Source organism: Amycolatopsis sp. DG1A-15b (assembly GCF_030285645.1).
Classification (GTDB): Bacteria; Actinomycetota; Actinomycetes; order Mycobacteriales; family Pseudonocardiaceae; genus Amycolatopsis.
This window is the reverse complement of record NZ_CP127296.1, coordinates 8,727,403-8,746,171: the sequence shown is the minus strand read 5'-3', so window position 1 is coordinate 8,746,171 and position 18,769 is coordinate 8,727,403. Positions and strand designations below refer to the sequence as shown.

Below are 18,769 nucleotides of genomic sequence, written 5' to 3'. Positions count from 1 at the left end.
ACTCCAGGGTAGGTAACGGTCGTCAAAATCCGCGTCAGGTCAGGCCGAGCAGCGAGCCCAGGCTGGTGAGGCTGACGCCGGGGCTGCCGACGATGCCCGGCACACCCCGGGTGTTCCGCTCCTCGGCCAGCTCTTCGGCCGGCCGGTTCGCGTTGGCCGAGACGTCGCTGTCGGACGGCGCGACCGGCACCCCGCCGTACGGCGCGTTCTGCGAACCGCGGACGTTGATCGGGCTGCCCTTCGGTTCGGCACAGTACGCGTCTTCCTTCGCCGGCTTCGCCGAGAGGTCGTTCCCGGGGCGGTACTTCGAGTAGGGGAGGTACCCCTTCGTGCAGGCCGGCGGGTTGAACAGGTTGAGCACCAGGCCGAGGTGCGCGGTGCCGTCGCCGGGCGCCACGCTGCTCGCCGCGCCGGCCAGCGCCGGGTAGGTGACCAGGCCCTGCTCGATCCCGTCGAGGCGGGTCACGGTCAGGTTGGCCGTGGTGAGCAGGTTCGCCGTCAGCGCGCCCAGGCCCGGGCCGGACTCGGCCAGCACCTGGCTGATCTGGGACGCCACCTGCGGCGTGACGCCGATGAGCTTGCGCAGATCGCCGTCGGAGTTCTTCAGCGTGCCGGTGAGCTCGTTGAGGCTCTTGCTGAACGAGGCGAAGTTCGCCGCCTCGGCGTTCTGCGTGTCGAGCACCTGGCCGCCAGCGTCCAGCAACTGGATCGTCTGCGGCAGGTACTGCTGCGCCGTCGTGGTGAAGCTGCGCGCGGTGTCGAGCAGCTTCTGCAGGTCGCCGCCGGTGCCGCGGAAGGCGTCGTAGGACTCGTCGACGACCGTGCGCAGCGAGTCGACCGGGACCGACGCGGCGAGCGTGTCGAGGTCGCCGATCAGCCGGTCGGTGCTGACCGGCGTGGTCGTCTTGGCCGCCGGGATCACCGAGCCGGCCGCGAGGTACGGGCCCTGGTCGGCCTTGGGCCGCAGGTCGACGTACTGCTCACCGACGGCCGACCGGTTGGCGACGACGGCGTCGAGGTCCGCGGGCACCTTCGGCGCCGACGGGTCGATGTTCAGGTCGGCTTCGAGCCCGGTCTGGGTCAGCCGCATCTCGCCGACGCGGCCGATGTTGTAGCCGCGGTAGGTGACTTCGGCGTTGGTGAAGATGCCGCCCGATTCGTTGAGCTGCAGCTTCACCGTGTAGCCGTCGTTGCCGAACACGCTGCCGAGCCCGGCGAACCGGATCAGCGCGTAGACGATCGCGACGACCGAGATCACCACGAAGGCGATCAGCTGGATCTTCGTCCGGCGGATCAGCATCAGCCCGCACCTCCCGGCAGGAGCCCGAAGAGGTTGCCCAGGCCCGGCTTCGACTGTTGCTGCCCGGTGCCGGGGATCGGCAGCGGTGGCGGCTGGTTGGCCGGCGTGCCCTGGACCCCGCCGGTCAGGCCGGCCAGCGGCAGCTGCCCGGCCAGGGCGTTCTGCCGGCTGTTGCCCAGGTTCTCGACGACGGTCTTCAGGTTCAGGTCCACCTTCGCGAACAGGTTGAAGTAGTCACCCTTGACGCCGTTGACGGCCTGGTCGCTGAACGGGAACGTCAGCAGGATCTCCAGCGCCTTCGGCAGGTCGTTGCCCGCCTCGCCGAGCTTTTGCAGCGTCGGCGTCAGCGCCTTCAGGTCGGCGACGAGGTCCTTTTGCGACTTGTTCACCGTGTCGATGGCGACGCCGGAGAGGTTGTCCAGCGCCTGCAGCATGGTGACCAGCTGGCCGCGCTGCTGCTCCAGCACGCCGAGCCCGGGCCCGAGGTTGTCGACCGCGCCGACCAGCTTGTCCTTCTGGCCGTTGAGGGTCGAGGAGAGCCGGTTCAGCCCGTCGATGGCCCGGGTGATGTTCTTCGACTGCTTGTCGAGGTTCGTCACCAGCTGGTTCGCGTTGTCCAGCAACGCCTTGATGTCCGGCTCGCGGCCGGACGTGGCGTTGTTGAGCTCCTTGGTGATGGTGTTCAGCTGGTCGACGCCACCGCCGTTGAGCAGCAGGGACAGCGCCCCGAGCAGCTCTTCGACCTCGACGCTGCGGTTCGTGCGGGCCAGCGGGATGGTCGCGTTGTCGGCGAGCTTGCCGCGGGCCTGGTCGTCGCCGGGCGAAGCCAGCTCGACGTACTTCTCACCGAGCAGGCTGGACTGCTTCACGTTGGCGATCGCGTTGGCCGGCAGCTTGATGCCGCCGTTGACCCGCAGCGTGACCAGCGCGTGCCAGCCGTCCTTGGTGAGCCCGACGTTCTCGACCCGGCCGACCGGCACCTCGTCGACCTTCACCCCGGCCTGCGGGGTCAGGTCGAGCACGTCCCGGAACTCGACGTTCACCGTGTACGGGTGGTCGCCGAGGTCGGCGCCACCGGGCAGCGGCAGGTCGTAGATGCCCTTGAACGCACACCCGGAAAGGACCAGCGCGGACGCCGTGGCCAGGGCCCCGGCGATCAGTAGCTTCTTCACCGGCCACCTCCGTAGAGCTGCCCGGCGATGGGCAGCGGCAAGGGCGGCAGCTGACCGGACTGCAGGGCCTGCACGGTCTGCGCCACGGACGGCAGCGGGATCACCTTGTCGACCACGCCGGCGATGCTCTCGCAGGCGTTGCCGAGCACGTCCGGGATGCTGTTGGTGCCGACCTGCTTGAGCAGCCGGCAGATCATCACCAGCGGCGGCTGGGTCAGCTCGTTGAGGTTCGGCCGGGCGTCGAGCGTGCCGGCCGAGCCGTTGTAGGTGTTGACCAGGTTGCTCAGGCCGACCGGGGCGACGTCGAGGATCTCGGCGAGCGAGCTGCGCTGGTCGACGAGCACCTTGGTGATGCCGGCCAGCTTGTCCACATTGGACTTGAGCCGGTCGTGGTTGGCGTCGATGAACGCCTGCACCGCGGTCAGGGTCGTGCCGAGCTGCTGCACGGTCGCGGCCAGGTTGTCCTTTTCGGACGCCAGGTAGCCGCTGACGTCGGCGAGCCTGCCCTCGAAGGTGCGGACCTGCTTGTCGGAGTCGGCCAGCGTCTGCGAGAACTTGCCGAGGTTCTCCACGGTGGAGAACAGGTCGTCCTTGTTGCCCGACAGCGTGCCGGCCGCCTGGCCGAGCTTGGTGATCGTGTCGTGCAGGGCCTGGCCGTTGCCGTCGACGTTGGCCGCCGCGGTGTTCAGCAGGTTCGACAGCGACCCGGACTTGTTGGCGCCGTTCGGGCCGAGGGTCTCGCTGACCCGGGCCAGGCTGGCCGCCAGCTGGTCGACCTCCAGCGGCACCTCGGTGCGGTCGAGGCCGATGACCGCGCCGTCGGAGATCCGCGGGCCGCCGGTGTAGGCCGGGGCCAGCTGCACGTAGCGGTCCGACACCAGCGACGGCGCCACGATGAGCGCCTTCGCGTCGGCCGGGACGGCGACCGAGCGGTCGTACTCGAAGTCGACCTTCACCTGGTTGCCCATCGGGGTGATCTTGGTGACCGTGCCCATGTCGACGCCGAGCATCCGCACGCTGTTGCCCTCGTACAGGCCGACGGCGCCGCCGAAGTACGCGGTCAGGTGGTTGCGGCCGGCGTCCTTGAGGGTCCACCAGATCCCGCCGGCGACGACGAGCGCGAGCACGATCGCGATGGTGAAGCCCCTGGTCAGGGCCACTCCGAAGCGGGTGTCACTCATTTCGTGTAGCACCCCTCTTCGTTGATCGGGCCGAACGACGGCAGGACCAGGCCGCAGATGTAGTTGTCGAACCAGCGGCCGTTGCCGATGGTGTTGGTGAAGACGCGGATGAAGGGCGCGAACTTCTTGAGCCCCTCGGCCAGCGAGTCCTGGTTGCGCTGCAGCATCGACGTCAGCTGGTCGAGCTGGGTCAGCACCGGGTCGAGCTGCTTGTCGTTGTCGTCGATCAGGCCCTGCAGCTGCGTGGCCAGCTGGCGGGAGCCGTCCAGCAGCGCGGTGATCGCGTCTTCGCGCTTGGCCAGCTCGGCGAGCAGGTCGTTGCCGTCGTCGAGCAGCTTCTGCACCTCGGCGTCGCGGTCGACCAGGGTCTGCGACACCTCTCGGGTGTTGGCCAGCAGGTTCGACAGCTGCTGGTCACGCGAGGCGATCGTGTCCGACAGCTTCGACAGCCCCGACAGCGCGCCCTTCACGTCCTCCGGCGTGTGGGCGAAGGTCTGCGAGATCGTGTCGAAGCTCTGCGCCAGCTGCTTGGTGTCGATGTTGTCGACCGTCTGGGACAGCCCGCGGAAGGCGTCGAGCACGTCGTACGGCGCCATCGTCCGGTCCCGCGGGATGCCGGTGCCCGGGTTCAGCGCGCCTTCGCCCTGCGGGTCCAGCGACAGGTACTTCTGCCCGAGCAGCGTCTTGATCTTGATCGCGGCACTGGTCCGGTCGCCCAGCCAGGCGTCCTTGACCTTGAACGACACCTTCACCGACGCGCCGTCGAGCTCGATGTCGCTGACCTTGCCGACCTTGACGCCGGCGATCCGGACGTCGTTGTCCTTCTGCAGCCCGGACGCCTCGCTGAACTCGGCGCTGTAGGTGGTGCCGCCGCCGATCACCGGCAGGTCTTCGGAGTTGAGCGCGGCGGTGAAGGCCAGCGCCAGCACGACGATCCCGACCAGCGCGATCGGCACGGGGTTGCGCTTCTGGAACGACTTCATCCCTTGCACCTCTCCCGGTTGAGGGGCACCAGGGGGATCGGCACGTCGTTGATCAGTGGCGGCAAGCTCACGCTCCCGGAGAACTCACAGGCGTAGAAGTTGAACCAGGAGCCGTAGTCCGCGGTGCGGGTCAGCGTGCTCACCTTGGTCGGCAGGAACTGGATGAAGTGCTCCAGCTCCGGCTCGTTCTTGTTGAGGGCGCTCGTCAGGTTCCCGAGCGCGTCGATGTCGTTCTTCAGCGGCTCGCGGACCTCGCCGAGCAGCCCGGACGTCGTCTGGGCGAGCGTGCCGAGGCTCTCGATCGCGTCGCCGATCGGCTTGCGGTCGGCGGCCAGCCCGGACACCAGCTGCTGCAGCTTGATGATCAGGTCGTTGAGCTGCGGGGTGTGCGCGTTGACCGTGTCGAGCACCGAGTTGAGGTTGTCGATGACCTCGCCGATCACCTGGTCCTTGTCGGCGATCGTGGTGGCCAGCGACGCCGTGTGCGACAGCAGGCTCTCCACGGTGCCGCCCTCGCCCTGCAGGACCTGGATGACCTCGTAGGACAGCTTGTTGACGTCCTCGGGGTTGAGCGCGGTGAACAGCGGCTTGAAACCGTTGAACAGCTCGGTCAGGTCCAGCGCCGGCGTGGTCCGCTCCAGCGGGATGGTGCCACCGGGGCTGAGCGTCTTGCCGGTGCTGTCGTCGCCCTCGCCGAGCGAGACGTACCGCTGCCCGACCAGGTTGCGGAACTTGATCTGCGCGGTCACCCCGGCCGGCAGCGTCCGGCCGGCGTCGACCTCGAACTCGACCTCGGCCTGCCGCTTGTCGACGATCTTGACGTCCTTGACCTGCCCGACCCGGACGCCCGCGATGCGGACGTCGTCGTTGGGCAGCAGCAGCGTCGCGTCGGTGAAGCGGGCCTTGTAGGCGTTGGTGCTGGTGGTGTTGATGTTGGCGATGCTGATCCCGAGGATCGTCGTGAACAGCACGGTGACCACCACGAAGATGCCGAGCTTGATCAGCGGCGCGAGCAGGCCCCTCACTTGACCGTCACCTCCGCACCCCGGTACAGCGGGCCGACGAGCAGCGAGCTCCAGCCCGGGACGTCCGCGGCGGTCATGCCCAGCTGCGGGCCGAGGAGATCGGCCAGGAAGCCCTGCTCCGCCGTCGAATACGCCAGATCACCACCGCTGCCGCCGTTGCCGGCCGCGTCGGCCTTGAACTTGGCCGGGTTGAGGCCCTCGCCGGCGCTCTTCGGCGCGGCCTGGTGCAGCGTGCCGTCCTTGAACGCGCCGTCCGGCGGCTCGGACGGGAACGGCTTCGGGATGTCCTTGATGTCGTAGCAGCGCGGGCCGCGCTTGTCGTCGAACCGCGGCTCTTCCTTGCCGGCCTGGTACGGCGCGCGCGGCACGATGATCTCGATGGTCGCGTGCAGGCCGGGCTTGTCGGTGCCCTTGCCCAGCGCCTGGTCGATCAGCGGCACGTTCTTGGCCATCTGGGAGATCACGCAGGGGTACTCCGGCGCGTACTTCGCCAGCAGTTCGGCTGTCGGCCGGGCGGTGTCGACGAGGGAGATGATGTTGTCCTTGTTGTTCTGCAGGAACGTCTGCAGGTCCACCGAGGCCTGGGTCAGGCTGCCGTAGAGGTTCGACAGGTGCTGCTGCTCGTCGACCACGGTCCGGGTCGTCGTGCTCAGGTTGTCCAGGCTCTGCACCAGGTCCGGGGCCGAGTCCTTCAGGTGGTCGGAGAACTCCGCGAGCGCCTTGAGGTTGTGCTGCAGCTCCGGCTCGTGCGGGTTCAGCTCGCCGATGTAGGTGCCCAGCTGCGAAAGCGTGTCGCCGAGCTGGTCGCCGCGGCCCTGCAGCGCCGTCGAGATCGCGGTGAGCGTCGCCGACAGCTTCTGCGGCTGCACCGCCTGCAGCACCGGCATCAGGTGGGAGAACGCCTGCTCCAGCTCGACCGCGCTCGACGTGCGGTCCTGCGGGATGACGTCGCCGCTGGCGAGGGTCTTCGCCGACGGGTCCTTCGGGATCTCCAGCGAGACGAACCGCTCGCCGAAGAGCGTCTTGGGCAGGAACCGCGCCGAGACGTTCTCCGGGATGAGCTTCGCGGACTCCGGCTGCAGCGCCAGGGTCAGCTCGGCGCCGTGGTCGGTGGCGACGATGTCCTGCACCGAGCCGACGATCAGCCCGCGCACCTTGACGTCGGACTGCCTGATCAGCTGGTTGCCGATCTTGTCGGCCTGCAGCTTGACCGTGACGACCGGCGTGAACGCCTTGTCGTAGAGCGCGATGGACAGCGCCACCCCGCCGACCATCACGGCGATGAGCAGCAGGCCGAGCAGCCTGCGTCGGAGCGTCCTCATCCCGCGATCCTTACCGTGACGTCGGTTCCCCAGATGGCGAACCCGATGAAGAAGTTCATGATCGACACCGTGACGATGGACAGCCGCACGGCCTTGCCGACCGCGACGCCGACACCGGCCGGGCCACCGGTCGCCCGGTACCCGAAGTAGCAGTGCGACAGGATGATCAGAACGCTGAACAGCAGCACCTTGATGAACGAATAGAGCACGTCCTGGGGTGGCAGGAACAGGTCGAAGTAGTGGTCGTAGGTGCCCGCTGATTGGTTGTAGATGTAGATGACGACCAGTCTCGACGCGAGGTACGAGCTCAGCAGGCCGATGATGTAGAGCGGGATGACCGCGACGAACCCGGCGATGATCCGCGTCGTGACCAGGTACGGCAGGCTCGGCACGCCCATGACTTCCAGGGCGTCGATCTCCTCGGAGATCCGCATCGCGCCGAGCTGGGCGGTGAACCCGGCGCCGACGGTGGCGCTCAGGGCGAGCCCGGCGACCAGCGGGGCGATCTCGCGGGTGTTGAAGAACGCGGTCAGGAAGCCGGTGAAGGCCGACGTCCCGATCGAGTTCAGCGCCGAGTAGCCCTGGAGGCCGACGAGGACACCGGTGAACAGGGTCAGGCCGACCATCACGCCGACCGTGCCGCCGATGACCGCCAGCGAGCCGGAGCCGAAGCTCACCTCGGCGAGCAGCCGGAGCACCTCTTTGGTGTAGCGGCGCAGCGTCCTCGGCGTCCACAGCAGCGCGCGGCCGTAGAACGACATCTGGTCGCCGAGGGTGTCCAGCGTCTGGAGGGGTCGGTTGACGACGCGTTTAGCGCCCTGGAGGAACGTCATGGCGCTAGTCCAGCTTTCCGGGCACGATCTGCAGGTAGATCAGGGTGATCACGAAGTTCACGACGAACAGCAGCAGGAACGTGATGACCACCGACTGGTTCACCGCGTCCCCGACGCCCTTCGGGCCGCCGGAGGGGTTCAAGCCCCGGTAGGACGCGACGACGGCGGCGATGAACCCGAAGATCAGCGCCTTGAGCTCACCGACCCAGAGGTCGGGCAGCTGCGCGAGGGCGGAGAAGCTCGCCAGGTAGGCACCCGGCGTCCCGCCTTGCAGCACGACGTTGAAGAAGTAGCCGCCGAGCACGCCGATGACGCTGACCATGCCGTTGAGCAGGAGCGCGACCAGCATCATGGCCAGGGTGCGCGGCACGATCAGCCGCTGGACCGCGGAGACGCCGAGGACCTCCATGGCGGCGATCTCTTCGCGGATGGTCCGGGCGCCGATGTCGGCGCAGACGGCGGAGCCGCCCGCGCCCGCCACCAGCAGCGCGGTGACCAGCGGACTGGCCTGCTGCACGGTGGCGAGCACGGAGCCCGCGCCGGTGTAGGACTGCGCGCCCAGCTGGCGGGCGAGCGACCCGAACTGCAGCGAGATGACGGCACCGAACGGGATGGCCACCAGGGCCGTCGGCAGGATCGTCACGCTCGCGATGAACCACGACTGCTGGATGAACTCCCGCAGCTGGAACGGGCGCTGGAACAGGCCGCGGACGATGTCCAGGCCGAGAGCGAACAGGTTCCCGGTCTCGCGGAGCATGCCGATCCCGGGGATCTTCGCCTGTGTTGCGGGAGAACTCACCGGCCACCTGGCCCGTTGTCGCGTGGTGGCACGCGGTGCGTGCCCTGTCTCGGCGGCTGCCCGCCGCCTGGGATGCGCGCCACCTGGTCGGCGGGCAGCTGCCCGTGGTGCTGGTTCGGGACGCCGTCACCCTGCGGGCGGGCGCCGACCTGCTGCGGCTGGCCGCGGTGCGGCCGCACACCGTAGTGGCGCTGCTCCTCCGGGCTCAGCGACTCGATGATGCTCTCCTGCGCGGCCGGCGGCAGCCGGTGCATGATCTCCATGACCCGGTCCTTGCGGCGGACGGCACCCATCCGGGTGGGCACGCCCGGCGTCGGCTGCATCTGCGGCGGCACCCCGGAGACGTCCTCGACGCCGCCCGCGTGGTGGCCGGCTTCGAACATCGCCTGCTCGGCGGCCATCTGGGCGCTGTCCTTCTCCTCGGACATGCCGATCGGGCCCTGCATCTTGCCGTTGAGGAACTGCTTGACGACCGGCTCTTCGCTGGTCAGCAGCACCTCGCGCGGGCCGAACATGACCAGTTCCTTGCGGAAGAGCATGCCCAGGTTGTCCGGCACCGTGCGGGCCAGGTTGATGTTGTGGGTGACGATCAGGAACGTCGCGTCGATCTGCGCGTTGACGTCGAGGAACAGCTGCGAGATGTAGGTGGTGCGGACCGGGTCGAGACCGGAGTCCGGCTCGTCGACCAGGATGATCTCCGGGTCCAGCACCAGGGCACGGGCGAGGCCTGCGCGCTTGCGCATCCCGCCGGAGATCTCGCCCGGCAGCTTCTTGTCGGCGCCGTTCAGACCGGTCATGTCGAGCTTTTCGAGCACGATCCGGCGGATCTCCGTCTCGGACTTCTTCGTGTGCTCGCGCAGCGGGAAGGCGACGTTGTCGTAGAGGTTCATCGAGCCGAACAGCGCGCCGTCCTGGAAGAGGACGCCGAAGAGCTTCCGGATCTCGTAGAGCTTGTGCTCGGAGCAGGTGACGATGTCGACACCGTTGATCATGCAGCGGCCGCGGTCGGGCTTGAGCAGCCCGATCATCGACTTCAGGAAGACCGACTTGCCGGTCCCCGACGGGCCGAGCATGGCCGACACTTCGCCCGGGGGGAGCGTCAACGTGACGTCCCGCCAGATGGCCTGCTTACCGAAGGACTTCGTCAGACCTTCGATGACCACCTCGGCACCCATCGCACCTCCAGGAGCTGTTCCGCGTCATTGCGCCCGCTGCCACACCCTGCCACCCACGCCGGCGGCGAGTGTGGGCCGGTGGCGCCCACGAACCCGCGTCAACCAGGTGCAACGAGCTGAGTGCGAACAGGTTACTCACCAGTTTTCTTTTCTGGCCAGCCCCGGGTTCATCGTCACCCCGCCGTGATCGCCAACTGGCAGCACGGTAGCCCAAACGGGGCAACGGCGCAGAGCTGCGTGGCCCCGTACCCGCGTTTTAGGGGCTCGGGGCCATTCGGACAGCGGTCCTAGGGGACCGGCCTCAGTGGACCGCCGCGAGCAGGGTCAAGGCGGCCACGACCAGCAACACCAGCACGGGCGCGGCCACGGCCGCCGGCGAGAGCGTGAGCAGGGGCGTGCGGCCGGTCAGCTGCTGGGCGAGGAGCTCGAGGTGCTCGGGGTCGGTCATGGTCATCAAGTCGCGTCCGGGCCCGCCGTCGCAACATCCGGGCGCTTTCCGGCAAAACGGAAGGGGCGGGCATCCGAATGGATGCCCGCCCCTTCTCGAGGTGGTGCACAGGCGCTGGCGCGCCCGGAATCACTTGATGGAGATCTTGGCGCCCGCGGCCTCGAGCTTCTCCTTGGCGGCCTCGGCGGCCTCCTTGTCGACCTTCTCCAGGAGGGCCTTGGGAGCGGCCTCGACCAGCTCCTTGGCCTCCTTCAGGCCCAGACCGGAGACGACCTCGCGGACGACCTTGATGACCTGGATCTTCTTGTCGCCGGCGCCCTCGAGGACGACGTCGAACTCGTCCTGCTCCTCGACCGGGGCGGCAGCGGCGGCGGCCGGGCCGGCGGCGACGGCGACCGGCGCGGCGGCGGTCACGTCGAAGACCTCTTCGAACTCCTTCACGAACTCGGACAGCTCGAGGAGGGTCAGCTCCTTGAAGGCGTCGATCAGCTCGGCGGTGCTCAGCTTCGCCATGATGGCTTCCTCTCAGAAAAACGAACTAGACGTTCGGGGTGGGGGGTGGTTCAGCTCTCGGCGGGTGCTTCGGCTGCTTCGGTACCGGCGGCGTTGCGCTGCTTCTCCTCCAGCGCGGCAGCCAGGCGGGCGACCTGGGACGCCGGCGCCTGGAACAGCGCGGCGGCCTGGGACAGCTTCGCCTTGAACGCGCCCGCCGCCTTGGCGAGCAGGACCTCACGGCTGTCGAGATCGGCGATCCGGTTGATCTCGTCCACGGACAGCGCTTTGCCGTCCATGTAGCCGCCCTTGATCACAAGCGCGTTGTTGTCCTTCGCGAAGTCGCGAAGCGCCTTGGCGGCGTCGACCGCTTCACCCTCGACGAAGGCGATGGCGGTCGCGCCGACGAACAGGTCCTCGAGCCCCTGGACGCCAGCGTCCTCGGCGGCACGCTTGACGAGGGTGTTCTTCGCGACCCGGTACTTGGCACTGGTGCCGAGAGCGCGGCGCAGCTGGGACAGCTGGGACACGGAGAGGCCGGTGTACTGGGTAACGACGGTGGCCGAGCTGGTGCGGAAGCTCTCCGCGATCTCGGCGACGGCCGCCACCTTGTCGGGCTTCGCCATGGTCGCCTCCTCTCTTGGCTAGTGTTTCCACTGGCATCGAGGGGCCCCCGAAACGACGAAACGCCCTCGCGCAGACAGGCGCGGGGCGTCATTCCGGCATACGTGCCGGAGCCTCGTTCCTCCTGCGCGGGCCGCCCGGCGAGTGCGGGACCTTCGTTCCCCGTTGGGGCGGGGAAAACCAGCGGTCTTCGGTAGAACCATCGTCAAGTGTACGCGACGGGTTCGGAGGGCCGTTCGCACCCCCGGCCCTGACCTGCGTTTAGGACGCCTGGGGGTTCCACGCGGTCCATCGGAGGGCATCATGGTGACGTGGCGGAGCAGCGCGATGACGGAAAGCCGGGCGCGGAGATCGAACCGGCGGGCCCGAACACGCCCACCGCGGGCCACGGCAGGCCCGCACTCCCCCAGCCGTCCGGCGCACCCGCTGAGCCACCGGCCGACCCGGCCGAACTGGAGCAGTTCCGCCAGTTCCAGCAGTTCCAGGACTACCTGCGCTTCACCCAGGCCCAGCAGGGCAACCAGCCGGCCCCCGCACCCGACACGGGCGTCGTCCAGGCACCGGCGTCCCAGCCCCCGGTGATCCCACCGGGCTACCAGCTGGTCCCGGTCGAGCGCCGCCGGGCACCGAAGTGGGTCACCTGGCTCGGCAAGAAGGTCATCGCCTGGGTGCTGGCGTTCATCCTCCTCGCGATCGCGGGCACGTGGCTGTACAACCACTTCTTCCCCAACGACTCGGGCAAGACCTCCGCCCAGCTCGCCCAGGAGGGCGGCGGGAAGTACCAGACCAACCACATTCTTTCGACGAGCCCGTACGAAGCCGTCCGCGAGGTCTACGACGCCATCGCCCAGAACCTCGTGCCGCAGGCGTGCGGGCGGATGGACGAGCCGATCCAGCAGAAGTTCGCCCAGGACCTGGGCTACGCGGACTGCCAGGTCGCCGTGCACGAGCTGAACCGCAAGGTCACCAACAAGAACAAGTACGCCGAATCGATGCCGTCGTACGTCTCGGAGCCGATCCCCGGCGACCGGTTCACGATCAGCTCGTGCCAGTTCGGCATCGAAGGCGGCCCTGCGCTCGGCGCGTTCACCGTGGCGAAGGTGCCGAAGGGCCAATGGCTGATCGTCGAGCACACCAACGAGCCCACGCCCTGCCCGCCGCCGACGCCGACCAGCCGCTAGCGCGGGTGCGGAGCCGACAGGAACGACACCAGGGCCTCCGCGAACGCCGGTGACATCACCGCCGTCATGTGGTCGCCCGGGATGCGGACCAGTCTTGCCCCCGCGATCGCCGCCGCCAGTCTTTCCGGCTCGGCTGCCAGCTGGTCCTGCTCTCCCGCCAGGACCAGGGTCGGCACCCCGATCGCCGACAGGTCCAGGCGCCCCTGCCGGGACGCCGACGCCACCGCCGCCAGCGCCCGGCGATCGCCGCCCACCGCGTCGGCCAGCAGACGGAACGGGACCCCCGATGGCGGCACCGATGCGGGGTCCTCCGCCAGCAGTGCCGCGGCGATGTCGGCCGGCTTCAGCACGCGCAGGTCCACGCCGCCGAAGTCGACGATGCCCGAACCGACGCCGCCCGTGGCCAGGGAGCGGATGCGCTTGTCCGCCGCCGTCACCGTCAGCGCGATGATCGCGCCCATCGAATAGCCGACCATCGAGACCTCGTCGAGGCCCAGCTCGTCGAGCAGGGCCGAGACGTCCCGCGCCATCGCGTCCTCGGTGTAGCGGGACTCGTCGTGCGGCTTTTCGGAGCGGCCGTGGCCGCGGGCGTCCAGGGAGATCACCGTGAAGCCGGCCGAACGCAGGGCGGCGACGACCCCCGTGGAAATCCAGTTCGCGTTCGTGTCCGCGGCGAAACCGTGCTGCAGCAGCACCGGGCGGTGGGCGCCGTCGCCCTCCCACACCGTGTAGTGCAACCGGAGCCCGTCGAACGACGCGAAAGTCGGCATGCTGTCAATAAGACACGAAGAAAGGGCGCCCCCGCAGCAAGCGGGGACGCCCTTTCTGGTGATCTCAGACTCAGAACCTTATTCAGCCGTCGGCCGGCGCGAAGTTCGCCTCATGCGGGCGGGTTGCGTTCCGTGGCGCCGTCCTAACCAGAATAAGGTTCTCAGACCGCTGCTTCCTCGGAGAGGAGGTTGCGGGTCCGCAGCGGGTCGACCGGGATGCCCGGGCCCATCGTGGTGGTGAAGGTGACCTTCTTCAGGTAACGGCCCTTCGCCGACGACGGCTTGGCGCGGAGGATCTCGTCCAGCGCGGCGGCGTAGTTCTCGACCAGCTTCTCGGTGTCGAAGGAAGCCTTGCCGATCACCAGGTGCAGGTTGGCCTGCTTGTCGACGCGGAAGTTGATCTTACCGCCCTTGATGTCCTTCACGGCCTTCTCGACCGCGGGGGTCACCGTGCCGGTCTTCGGGTTCGGCATCAGGCCACGCGGGCCGAGGATGCGGGCGATGCGGCCCACCTTGGCCATCTGGTCCGGCGTCGCGATCGCGGCGTCGAAGTCGAGCCAGCCACCCTGGATGCGCTCGATCAGTTCGTCGGTGCCGACCGCGTCCGCGCCGGCGGCTTCGGCCTCGGCGGCCTTGTCGCCGACGGCGAAGACGATGACGCGGGCGGTCTTACCGGTGCCGTGCGGCAGGTTCACGGTGCCGCGGACCATCTGGTCGGCCTTGCGGGGGTCCACACCGAGACGCATCGCGACCTCGACGGTCGCGTCCATCTTGGTCTTGGAGGTTTCCTTCGCCAGCTTCGCGGCCTCGAGCGGCGCGTACAGCCGCGCCTTGTCGATGAGCTCCGCAGCCTGGCGGTAAGCCTTGCTGTGCTTGGTCATGCTTCTGTCCTTACTTCAAAAACGGATCAGTGTGGTGTCAGAGCCAGCACTTGGCTCTCCCACGGGTATTGCTGCGAACGTCAGGCGTCGACGACCGTGATGCCCATCGACCGAGCAGTGCCGGCGATGATCTTCGCGGCCTGGTCGATGTCGTGCGCGTTGAGGTCGGTCTCCTTGGTCTTGGCGATCTCGCGGACCTGGTCCCAAGTGACCTTGGCGACCTTGGTCTTGTGCGGCTCGCCGGAGCCCTTCTCCACGCCCGCGGCCTTCAGCAGCAGCTTCGCGGCCGGCGGCGTCTTCAGCTTGAAGTCGAACGACCGGTCCTCGTACACGGAGATCTCGACCGGGACGACGTCCCCGCGCTGCGACTCGGTCGCGGCGTTGTAGGCCTTGCAGAACTCCATGATGTTGACGCCGTGCTGACCCAGCGCGGGGCCGACCGGCGGCGCGGGGTTGGCCGCACCCGCCTTGATCTGCAGCTTGATGATCGCCGCAAGCTTCTTCTTCTTGGGTGGCATTTCTTTTCCTGTCCTGTACTACGTCCCCCGCGTACCTGCCGTGGACGCGGGAACTGCGGCCGACCGGGCGGCCGTCAGATCTTGGAGACCTGGTTGAACGACAGCTCGACCGGGGTCTCCCGGCCGAAGATCGACACCAGGACCTTCAGCTTCTGCCCGTCGATGTTGACCTCGGAGATCGTCGCCGGCAGCGTCGCGAACGGGCCGTCCATGACGGTGACCGACTCGCCGATCTCGAAGTCGACCTCGACGGCCGGGCCACCGAGCGGGGCCGCGGTCGCGGTGGACTCGCCCTTGCCCGCCTTCGCGGGGGCTTCGCTCTCGACCTTCGGGGCGAGGAACTTCAGCACCTCGTCCACGGTCAGCGGCGACGGCCGCGAGGTGGCGCCGACGAACCCGGTGACACCGGGCGTGTTGCGCACCGCGCTCCACGAGGCGTCGTTCAGGTCCATCCGGACCAGGATGTAGCCGGGCAGCACCTTGCGCTGCACCTGCTTGCGCTGGCCGTTCTTGATCTCGGTGACCTCTTCGGTCGGGACCTCGATCTGGAAGATGTAGTCCTCGACGTCCAGGGTCTGGGTCCGGGTCTCGAGGTTGGTCTTCACCTTGTTCTCGTACCCGGCGTAGGAGTGCACGACGTACCACTCGCCGGGCGCGGCGAGCAGCTCGGAGCGCAGCTTGGCGACCGGGTCCTCGTCGTCCGCGGCGGGCTCGGCTTCGGCCTCGGCCGCGTCGGCCGGAGCCACGTCGTCGTCCTCGTCGGAGGAAGCTGCGGCGTCGGCACCGGATTCGGCGTCGTCGACCTCGGAGTCCGACACGTCGACGGGCTCGAGGTGCGCGGACTCCTCGTCACCGAGTGCCGCGTGCACCTGCTCGTCGGAAAGCTCGGTCAGGTCGTGACCGGCTGCTGTGCCGTTGTCGGAGGTCACGTTCCGTCCTCTCAGTTGATCATTGCGGGCCAAGGCCGGGACCTGGGCCCCATTCGGCGCGCGCCGGGGCGCGTCAGCCGAAGATCTTGCCGATGCCCCACTTGAATGCCAGGTCGAGCACGCTCACCAGGCCCACCATGAACACCACGAAGACGAGCACGACCACGGTGTAGGTGACCATCTGCTTGCGGTTGGGCCAGATGACCTTGCGCAGCTCCGCCCAGACCTCGCGGATGAAGCGCACCAGCCGCGCGAACACGGAGGCCTTCTTCGGCTTCTGGTCCCGCTTCGGAGTCGGAGCGCCCTTCGCGTCCGGGGCGGTCTTCTCCCCCGACTTCCCGGCCGGACGGGTCTTGTCGTCCGCACGTGCCGCGGACTTCCCCGCCGGGCGAGCGGTCGCACGGCGCTCACGCCGGGCGGCAGCTGTCACGGGACGGGACGGGCTCTCGGGCTTCTGCCCGGCGCCGTCCTGCTCCTGCTCGCCGCCGCTGGCGTCGCTGTCGCTCACGACCACTCCTCCGCTCCACCAGTTCCGTTACGCAGGGGTGACAGGACTTGAACCTGCAACCTGCGGTTTTGGAGACCGCTGCTCTGCCAATTGAGCTACACCCCTGTGGAGCCCCGATAGCTCGGAGCCCCGGAGGACGCATTCCATCGTCCCCACCATCCAGGCGGGGATGACCGTAGTGCGTTCCAAGTCCCGAAGTCTACGGCAAGCCTCGCGGGAGCCCGCAACCGCGCCCCCCGATCGACCACCGCACCCCGGCCGGCCTGCGGAAAACTCCCGCCGACCTCCTGATCATGCCAGGATGTCCGCCATGACGACCACCCCCCGGTCGGCGGGTGCCCGCCGGTGAGCGGGACACAGCTCGGCCTCGCGCTGCCCCAGTACGGCGCCCTCGCCGACCCCGCCGCCGTGGCGCGCTTCGCGACGGCCGCGGAGGACCTCGGCTTCGCCTCGCTCTGGGTGGGCGACCGGATCCTGACGCCGCTCGAGCCGTCGGACCGCTACCCGGGCGGCGGGACGCCGGAGCACCCGTACCCCAGGGAGTTCGAGACCTTCGCCGACCCGTTCACGACGCTGGCGACCGCGGCCGCGGTGACCCGCACGGCCCGCCTGGGGATGAGCGCGCTGACCGGCCCGGTGTATTCCCCGGTGCTGCTCGCCCGGGCGCTGACCTCGCTCGATCTGGCCAGCTCGGGACGGCTGGACGTCGGCTTCGGTCTCGGCTGGCTGCGCGAGGAGTACTTCGCCACCGGGGTGCCGTGGGCGGGCCGGGGCCGGCGGCTCGAAGAACTGCTCGACGCGCTCGACGCACTGTGGACCGGCGACCCCGCGGAGCACGAGGGCCCGCAGTGGCGGATCGCGCCGTCGACGGTCGGCCTGCGCCCGGCGCAGGACCCGCACCCGCCGGTGCTGCTCGGCGGGTTCTCGCCGCCGGCGCTGGCCCGGGTGGGACGCCGCGCGGACGGCTGGCTCGCCGGCTGGATGCCGGAGCAGTACCTGACCGGCCTCTGGTCGGTCGCGCTCGCCGCGGCCGACAAGGCCGGCCGCGACCCGGGCACCCTGCGCCGCGTGCTGCGGATCAACCCACGGCCAGGCACCGCCGTCGAGGCGGCCGCCGACGTCCTCCCCTGCCTCGACGTGGCCCGCGAGCTGGGCATCACCGAGGTGCTCGTCGACCTGCACTACGTCGCGAAGGACGTCGACCACGCCCTGGACCTCGCCGGCGAACTGATCACGACCGTGAACTGACCCCCCATCGGTGTGACGCACATCTCCCGCAGCTCTTCATTGTTCTATTATAGTTAGAACTATGCTCGTTCAAATCGATCCGAGCTCCACCGTCCCGCTCTTCGAGCAGGTGGCTGCCTCGCTGCGCCGGTCCCTCGCCGACGGCCGTCCGGCTCCCGGCCAGCAGCTGCCACCGGCCCGGGAACTGGCCGCGGCCCTCGAGATCAACGTCCACACCGTGTTGCGGGCGTATGCGCTGCTTCGCGACGAAGGCCTCATCGACCTGCGGCGACGCCGGGGCGCCGTCGTCATCGGCGGCGCGTCCTCCCGGGCGCGGCTGGCCGAACTGGCCGAGGACCTGGTCCGCGAGGCGAAGCGCACGGGCGTCGGCCTGGACGAACTCACCGGGGTGTTGAAGGAGAAGTACTCATGAACAAGCTGATCCGGGTCCTGCTCGCCACGGCCGTGCTGCCGGGCGCCGCGCTCGCCGTCGCGGGTGCGCTCGAGAACGCGTGGACGCACCGGCTGCCCGACCCCGTCGCGACGCACTGGCGCAGCGCACCGGACGGCCACTCCTCGCTCGGGACGTTCACCGGCATGAGCCTGGGGCTCGGCGCCGTCGCCGTCCTGCTCCTCACCACGACGGCGGTCACCGCGCTGCGCCGCGGACGGCCGCTGCCGCGCCCGACCGTCGGGGTGGGCGCCGGGTTCGCCGCCCTGCCGGCCGCCGTCCTGCTCTCGGTGGTCGTGGCGAACCTCGATGCCCCGGACTGGCACGCGGCCCGCGGCGGCCTCGTCGTCGTGCCCTTGATGCTGGGTGCGGCCGTCATCGGGGTGGTGGCGGCACTCGTCGGCGGGCTGCCGGCACCACCGGTCCGGGAAACCCCGGGGCACCGGCCGAGCGTCGGTCTCCGGCCCGGGCAGCGCGGGTTCTGGTCGAGCCGGGCGGTGAACCCGGCGATGCTCTGGGCGCTGGCGCTGATCCCGGTGGCGATCGCCCTCCTGCCCGCCGGACTCCCGTGGCCGACGGGTGTGTGGATCGCCCTGGTCGGCCTGGTGGTGACGGCGCTGACCTACCGGCTGTCGGCGACCGTGGACGCCAAGGGCGTCACGATCCGCTTCGGCCTCCTGGGCTTCCCGTGGCGGCACCTGGCGCTGACCGCCATCCGCGAAGCGACCGCGCGCGAGCTCTCGACGTTCGGCGACGGCGGGCTCGGTCTCCGCTTCAACCCGGTCACCGGCACGACGGCGTACAAGGTCCGCGGCGGCCCGGCGCTGGCGCTCGCCCTCGAGAACGGCCGGACCGTGCTGGTGAGCGTGGACGACCCGGAGACGGGCGCCGGACTGGTCAACGACCTGCTCGCGCAGCGGATCACCCGGATTGACTAGGCCGGAGTGACG

The 18,769-nt window shown here is 69.2% G+C and carries 21 protein-coding genes and 1 tRNA gene; 4 read left to right on the top strand and 18 right to left on the bottom strand.

The genetic code is table 11. The features are described 5' to 3' along the window. Nucleotides 1-34 precede the first annotated feature (34 nt). The 12 genes from QRY02_RS40745 to rplJ form a co-directional block, all read right to left on the bottom strand. Entirely contained in the window at nucleotides 35-1,300 is a 1,266-nt protein-coding gene (locus tag QRY02_RS40745; protein ID WP_285988048.1) for an MCE family protein, read from the bottom strand. Continuing rightward, complete coding sequence (locus QRY02_RS40740) at nucleotides 1,300-2,472, bottom strand: MCE family protein (protein ID WP_285988047.1); 1,173 nt, start codon at nucleotides 2,470-2,472, stop codon at nucleotides 1,300-1,302. Before QRY02_RS40740 ends, QRY02_RS40745 begins: the two co-directional genes overlap by 1 nt. Beyond that, on the bottom strand, nucleotides 2,469-3,653 hold the full coding sequence (locus QRY02_RS40735; protein WP_285988046.1) for an MCE family protein: 1,185 nt from the start codon (nucleotides 3,651-3,653) through the stop codon (nucleotides 2,469-2,471). Before QRY02_RS40735 ends, QRY02_RS40740 begins: the two co-directional genes overlap by 4 nt. After that, nucleotides 3,650-4,636, bottom strand: coding sequence for an MCE family protein (locus QRY02_RS40730; RefSeq protein WP_285988045.1), 987 nt, complete (start codon nucleotides 4,634-4,636; stop codon nucleotides 3,650-3,652). Before QRY02_RS40730 ends, QRY02_RS40735 begins: the two co-directional genes overlap by 4 nt. After that, nucleotides 4,633-5,661: an MCE family protein gene (locus QRY02_RS40725; protein ID WP_285988044.1), complete on the bottom strand. Its 1,029-nt coding sequence runs from the start codon at nucleotides 5,659-5,661 to the stop codon at nucleotides 4,633-4,635. The genes QRY02_RS40730 and QRY02_RS40725 overlap by 4 nt, the downstream gene beginning before the upstream one ends. Next, nucleotides 5,658-6,983, bottom strand: coding sequence for an MCE family protein (locus QRY02_RS40720; RefSeq protein WP_285988043.1), 1,326 nt, complete (start codon nucleotides 6,981-6,983; stop codon nucleotides 5,658-5,660). The genes QRY02_RS40725 and QRY02_RS40720 overlap by 4 nt, the downstream gene beginning before the upstream one ends. Further along, nucleotides 6,980-7,816, bottom strand: a complete 837-nt coding sequence (locus tag QRY02_RS40715; RefSeq protein WP_086842343.1) for an MlaE family ABC transporter permease — start codon at nucleotides 7,814-7,816, stop codon at nucleotides 6,980-6,982. Before QRY02_RS40715 ends, QRY02_RS40720 begins: the two co-directional genes overlap by 4 nt. Before the next feature lie 4 nt (nucleotides 7,817-7,820). After that, a complete protein-coding gene (locus QRY02_RS40710; protein ID WP_013222532.1) occupies nucleotides 7,821-8,573 on the bottom strand; it encodes an MlaE family ABC transporter permease in 753 nt (250 codons plus the stop codon). 38 nt (nucleotides 8,574-8,611) lie between these two features. Further along, the gene (locus QRY02_RS40705; RefSeq protein ID WP_285988042.1) at nucleotides 8,612-9,790 is read right to left on the bottom strand and encodes an ABC transporter ATP-binding protein; all 1,179 of its coding nucleotides are present in this window, start codon (nucleotides 9,788-9,790) and stop codon (nucleotides 8,612-8,614) included. Between the two features lie 301 nt (nucleotides 9,791-10,091). Continuing rightward, the gene (locus QRY02_RS40700; RefSeq protein WP_285988041.1) at nucleotides 10,092-10,238 is read right to left on the bottom strand and encodes a hypothetical protein; all 147 of its coding nucleotides are present in this window, start codon (nucleotides 10,236-10,238) and stop codon (nucleotides 10,092-10,094) included. A 129-nt stretch (nucleotides 10,239-10,367) separates the two neighbouring features. Then, nucleotides 10,368-10,751, bottom strand: coding sequence for a 50S ribosomal protein L7/L12 (gene rplL / locus QRY02_RS40695; RefSeq protein ID WP_013222530.1), 384 nt, complete (start codon nucleotides 10,749-10,751; stop codon nucleotides 10,368-10,370). Between the two features lie 50 nt (nucleotides 10,752-10,801). Continuing rightward, nucleotides 10,802-11,356, bottom strand: a complete 555-nt coding sequence (rplJ, locus tag QRY02_RS40690; RefSeq protein ID WP_285988040.1) for a 50S ribosomal protein L10 — start codon at nucleotides 11,354-11,356, stop codon at nucleotides 10,802-10,804. Nucleotides 11,357-11,665: 309 nt separating this feature from the next. Between rplJ and QRY02_RS40685 the strand changes: the two genes are divergently transcribed. Next, nucleotides 11,666-12,535, top strand: a complete 870-nt coding sequence (locus QRY02_RS40685; protein WP_285988039.1) for a hypothetical protein — start codon at nucleotides 11,666-11,668, stop codon at nucleotides 12,533-12,535. Here QRY02_RS40685 and QRY02_RS40680 read toward each other — a convergent pair. From QRY02_RS40680 to QRY02_RS40655, 6 genes are all read right to left on the bottom strand, one after another. Continuing rightward, the gene (locus QRY02_RS40680; protein ID WP_285988038.1) at nucleotides 12,532-13,305 is read right to left on the bottom strand and encodes an alpha/beta fold hydrolase; all 774 of its coding nucleotides are present in this window, start codon (nucleotides 13,303-13,305) and stop codon (nucleotides 12,532-12,534) included. The two genes, QRY02_RS40685 and QRY02_RS40680, sit on opposite strands and share 4 nt — an antisense overlap. Nucleotides 13,306-13,466: 161 nt before the next feature. Further along, a complete protein-coding gene (gene rplA, locus QRY02_RS40675; protein ID WP_086842353.1) occupies nucleotides 13,467-14,186 on the bottom strand; it encodes a 50S ribosomal protein L1 in 720 nt (239 codons plus the stop codon). Between the two features lie 80 nt (nucleotides 14,187-14,266). Next, nucleotides 14,267-14,704, bottom strand: coding sequence for a 50S ribosomal protein L11 (rplK, locus tag QRY02_RS40670; RefSeq protein ID WP_043781763.1), 438 nt, complete (start codon nucleotides 14,702-14,704; stop codon nucleotides 14,267-14,269). Between the two features lie 74 nt (nucleotides 14,705-14,778). Beyond that, nucleotides 14,779-15,633, bottom strand: a complete 855-nt coding sequence (gene nusG / locus QRY02_RS40665) for a transcription termination/antitermination protein NusG (protein ID WP_285988037.1) — start codon at nucleotides 15,631-15,633, stop codon at nucleotides 14,779-14,781. Between the two features lie 73 nt (nucleotides 15,634-15,706). After that, nucleotides 15,707-16,147, bottom strand: a complete 441-nt coding sequence (gene secE, locus QRY02_RS40660; protein WP_285988036.1) for a preprotein translocase subunit SecE — start codon at nucleotides 16,145-16,147, stop codon at nucleotides 15,707-15,709. A gap of 26 nt (nucleotides 16,148-16,173) precedes the next feature. Continuing rightward, nucleotides 16,174-16,246: transfer RNA gene (locus QRY02_RS40655), tRNA-Trp, on the bottom strand. A gap of 240 nt (nucleotides 16,247-16,486) precedes the next feature. Between QRY02_RS40655 and QRY02_RS40650 the strand changes: the two genes are divergently transcribed. The 3 genes from QRY02_RS40650 (at nucleotide 16,487) to QRY02_RS40640 (ending at nucleotide 18,757) form a co-directional block, all read left to right on the top strand. Then, nucleotides 16,487-17,389, top strand: coding sequence for a TIGR03619 family F420-dependent LLM class oxidoreductase (locus tag QRY02_RS40650; RefSeq protein WP_285988035.1), 903 nt, complete (start codon nucleotides 16,487-16,489; stop codon nucleotides 17,387-17,389). A gap of 61 nt (nucleotides 17,390-17,450) precedes the next feature. Then, nucleotides 17,451-17,801 carry a GntR family transcriptional regulator gene (locus tag QRY02_RS40645; protein WP_285988034.1) on the top strand — a complete coding sequence of 117 codons (351 nt, stop codon included), beginning with the start codon at nucleotides 17,451-17,453 and terminating at the stop codon, nucleotides 17,799-17,801. Beyond that, nucleotides 17,798-18,757 (top strand): hypothetical protein, encoded by a 960-nt coding sequence (locus tag QRY02_RS40640; protein ID WP_285988033.1) that lies wholly within the window; start codon nucleotides 17,798-17,800, stop codon nucleotides 18,755-18,757. Before QRY02_RS40645 ends, QRY02_RS40640 begins: the two co-directional genes overlap by 4 nt. The last annotated feature ends 12 nt before the right edge of the window (nucleotides 18,758-18,769 follow it).

Excerpts from the sequence above, each read along its gene's own strand:
- QRY02_RS40745 (WP_285988048.1), bottom strand. The coding sequence starts at position 1,300 with ATGCTGATCCGCCGGACGAAGATCCAGCTGATCGCCTTCGTGGTGATC.
- QRY02_RS40735 (WP_285988046.1), bottom strand. The coding sequence starts at position 3,653 with ATGAGTGACACCCGCTTCGGAGTGGCCCTGACCAGGGGCTTCACCATC.
- QRY02_RS40730 (WP_285988045.1), bottom strand. The coding sequence starts at position 4,636 with ATGAAGTCGTTCCAGAAGCGCAACCCCGTGCCGATCGCGCTGGTCGGG.
- QRY02_RS40720 (WP_285988043.1), bottom strand. The coding sequence starts at position 6,983 with ATGAGGACGCTCCGACGCAGGCTGCTCGGCCTGCTGCTCATCGCCGTG.
- QRY02_RS40715 (WP_086842343.1), bottom strand. The coding sequence starts at position 7,816 with ATGACGTTCCTCCAGGGCGCTAAACGCGTCGTCAACCGACCCCTCCAG.
- QRY02_RS40710 (WP_013222532.1), bottom strand. The coding sequence starts at position 8,573 with ATGCTCCGCGAGACCGGGAACCTGTTCGCTCTCGGCCTGGACATCGTC.
- QRY02_RS40705 (WP_285988042.1), bottom strand. The coding sequence starts at position 9,790 with ATGGGTGCCGAGGTGGTCATCGAAGGTCTGACGAAGTCCTTCGGTAAG.
- QRY02_RS40700 (WP_285988041.1), bottom strand. The coding sequence starts at position 10,238 with ATGACCGACCCCGAGCACCTCGAGCTCCTCGCCCAGCAGCTGACCGGC.
- rplL (WP_013222530.1), bottom strand. The coding sequence starts at position 10,751 with ATGGCGAAGCTGAGCACCGCCGAGCTGATCGACGCCTTCAAGGAGCTG.
- rplJ (WP_285988040.1), bottom strand. The coding sequence starts at position 11,356 with ATGGCGAAGCCCGACAAGGTGGCGGCCGTCGCCGAGATCGCGGAGAGC.
- QRY02_RS40680 (WP_285988038.1), bottom strand. The coding sequence starts at position 13,305 with ATGCCGACTTTCGCGTCGTTCGACGGGCTCCGGTTGCACTACACGGTG.
- rplA (WP_086842353.1), bottom strand. The coding sequence starts at position 14,186 with ATGACCAAGCACAGCAAGGCTTACCGCCAGGCTGCGGAGCTCATCGAC.
- rplK (WP_043781763.1), bottom strand. The coding sequence starts at position 14,704 with ATGCCACCCAAGAAGAAGAAGCTTGCGGCGATCATCAAGCTGCAGATC.
- QRY02_RS40645 (WP_285988034.1), top strand. The coding sequence starts at position 17,451 with ATGCTCGTTCAAATCGATCCGAGCTCCACCGTCCCGCTCTTCGAGCAG.
- QRY02_RS40640 (WP_285988033.1), top strand. The coding sequence starts at position 17,798 with ATGAACAAGCTGATCCGGGTCCTGCTCGCCACGGCCGTGCTGCCGGGC.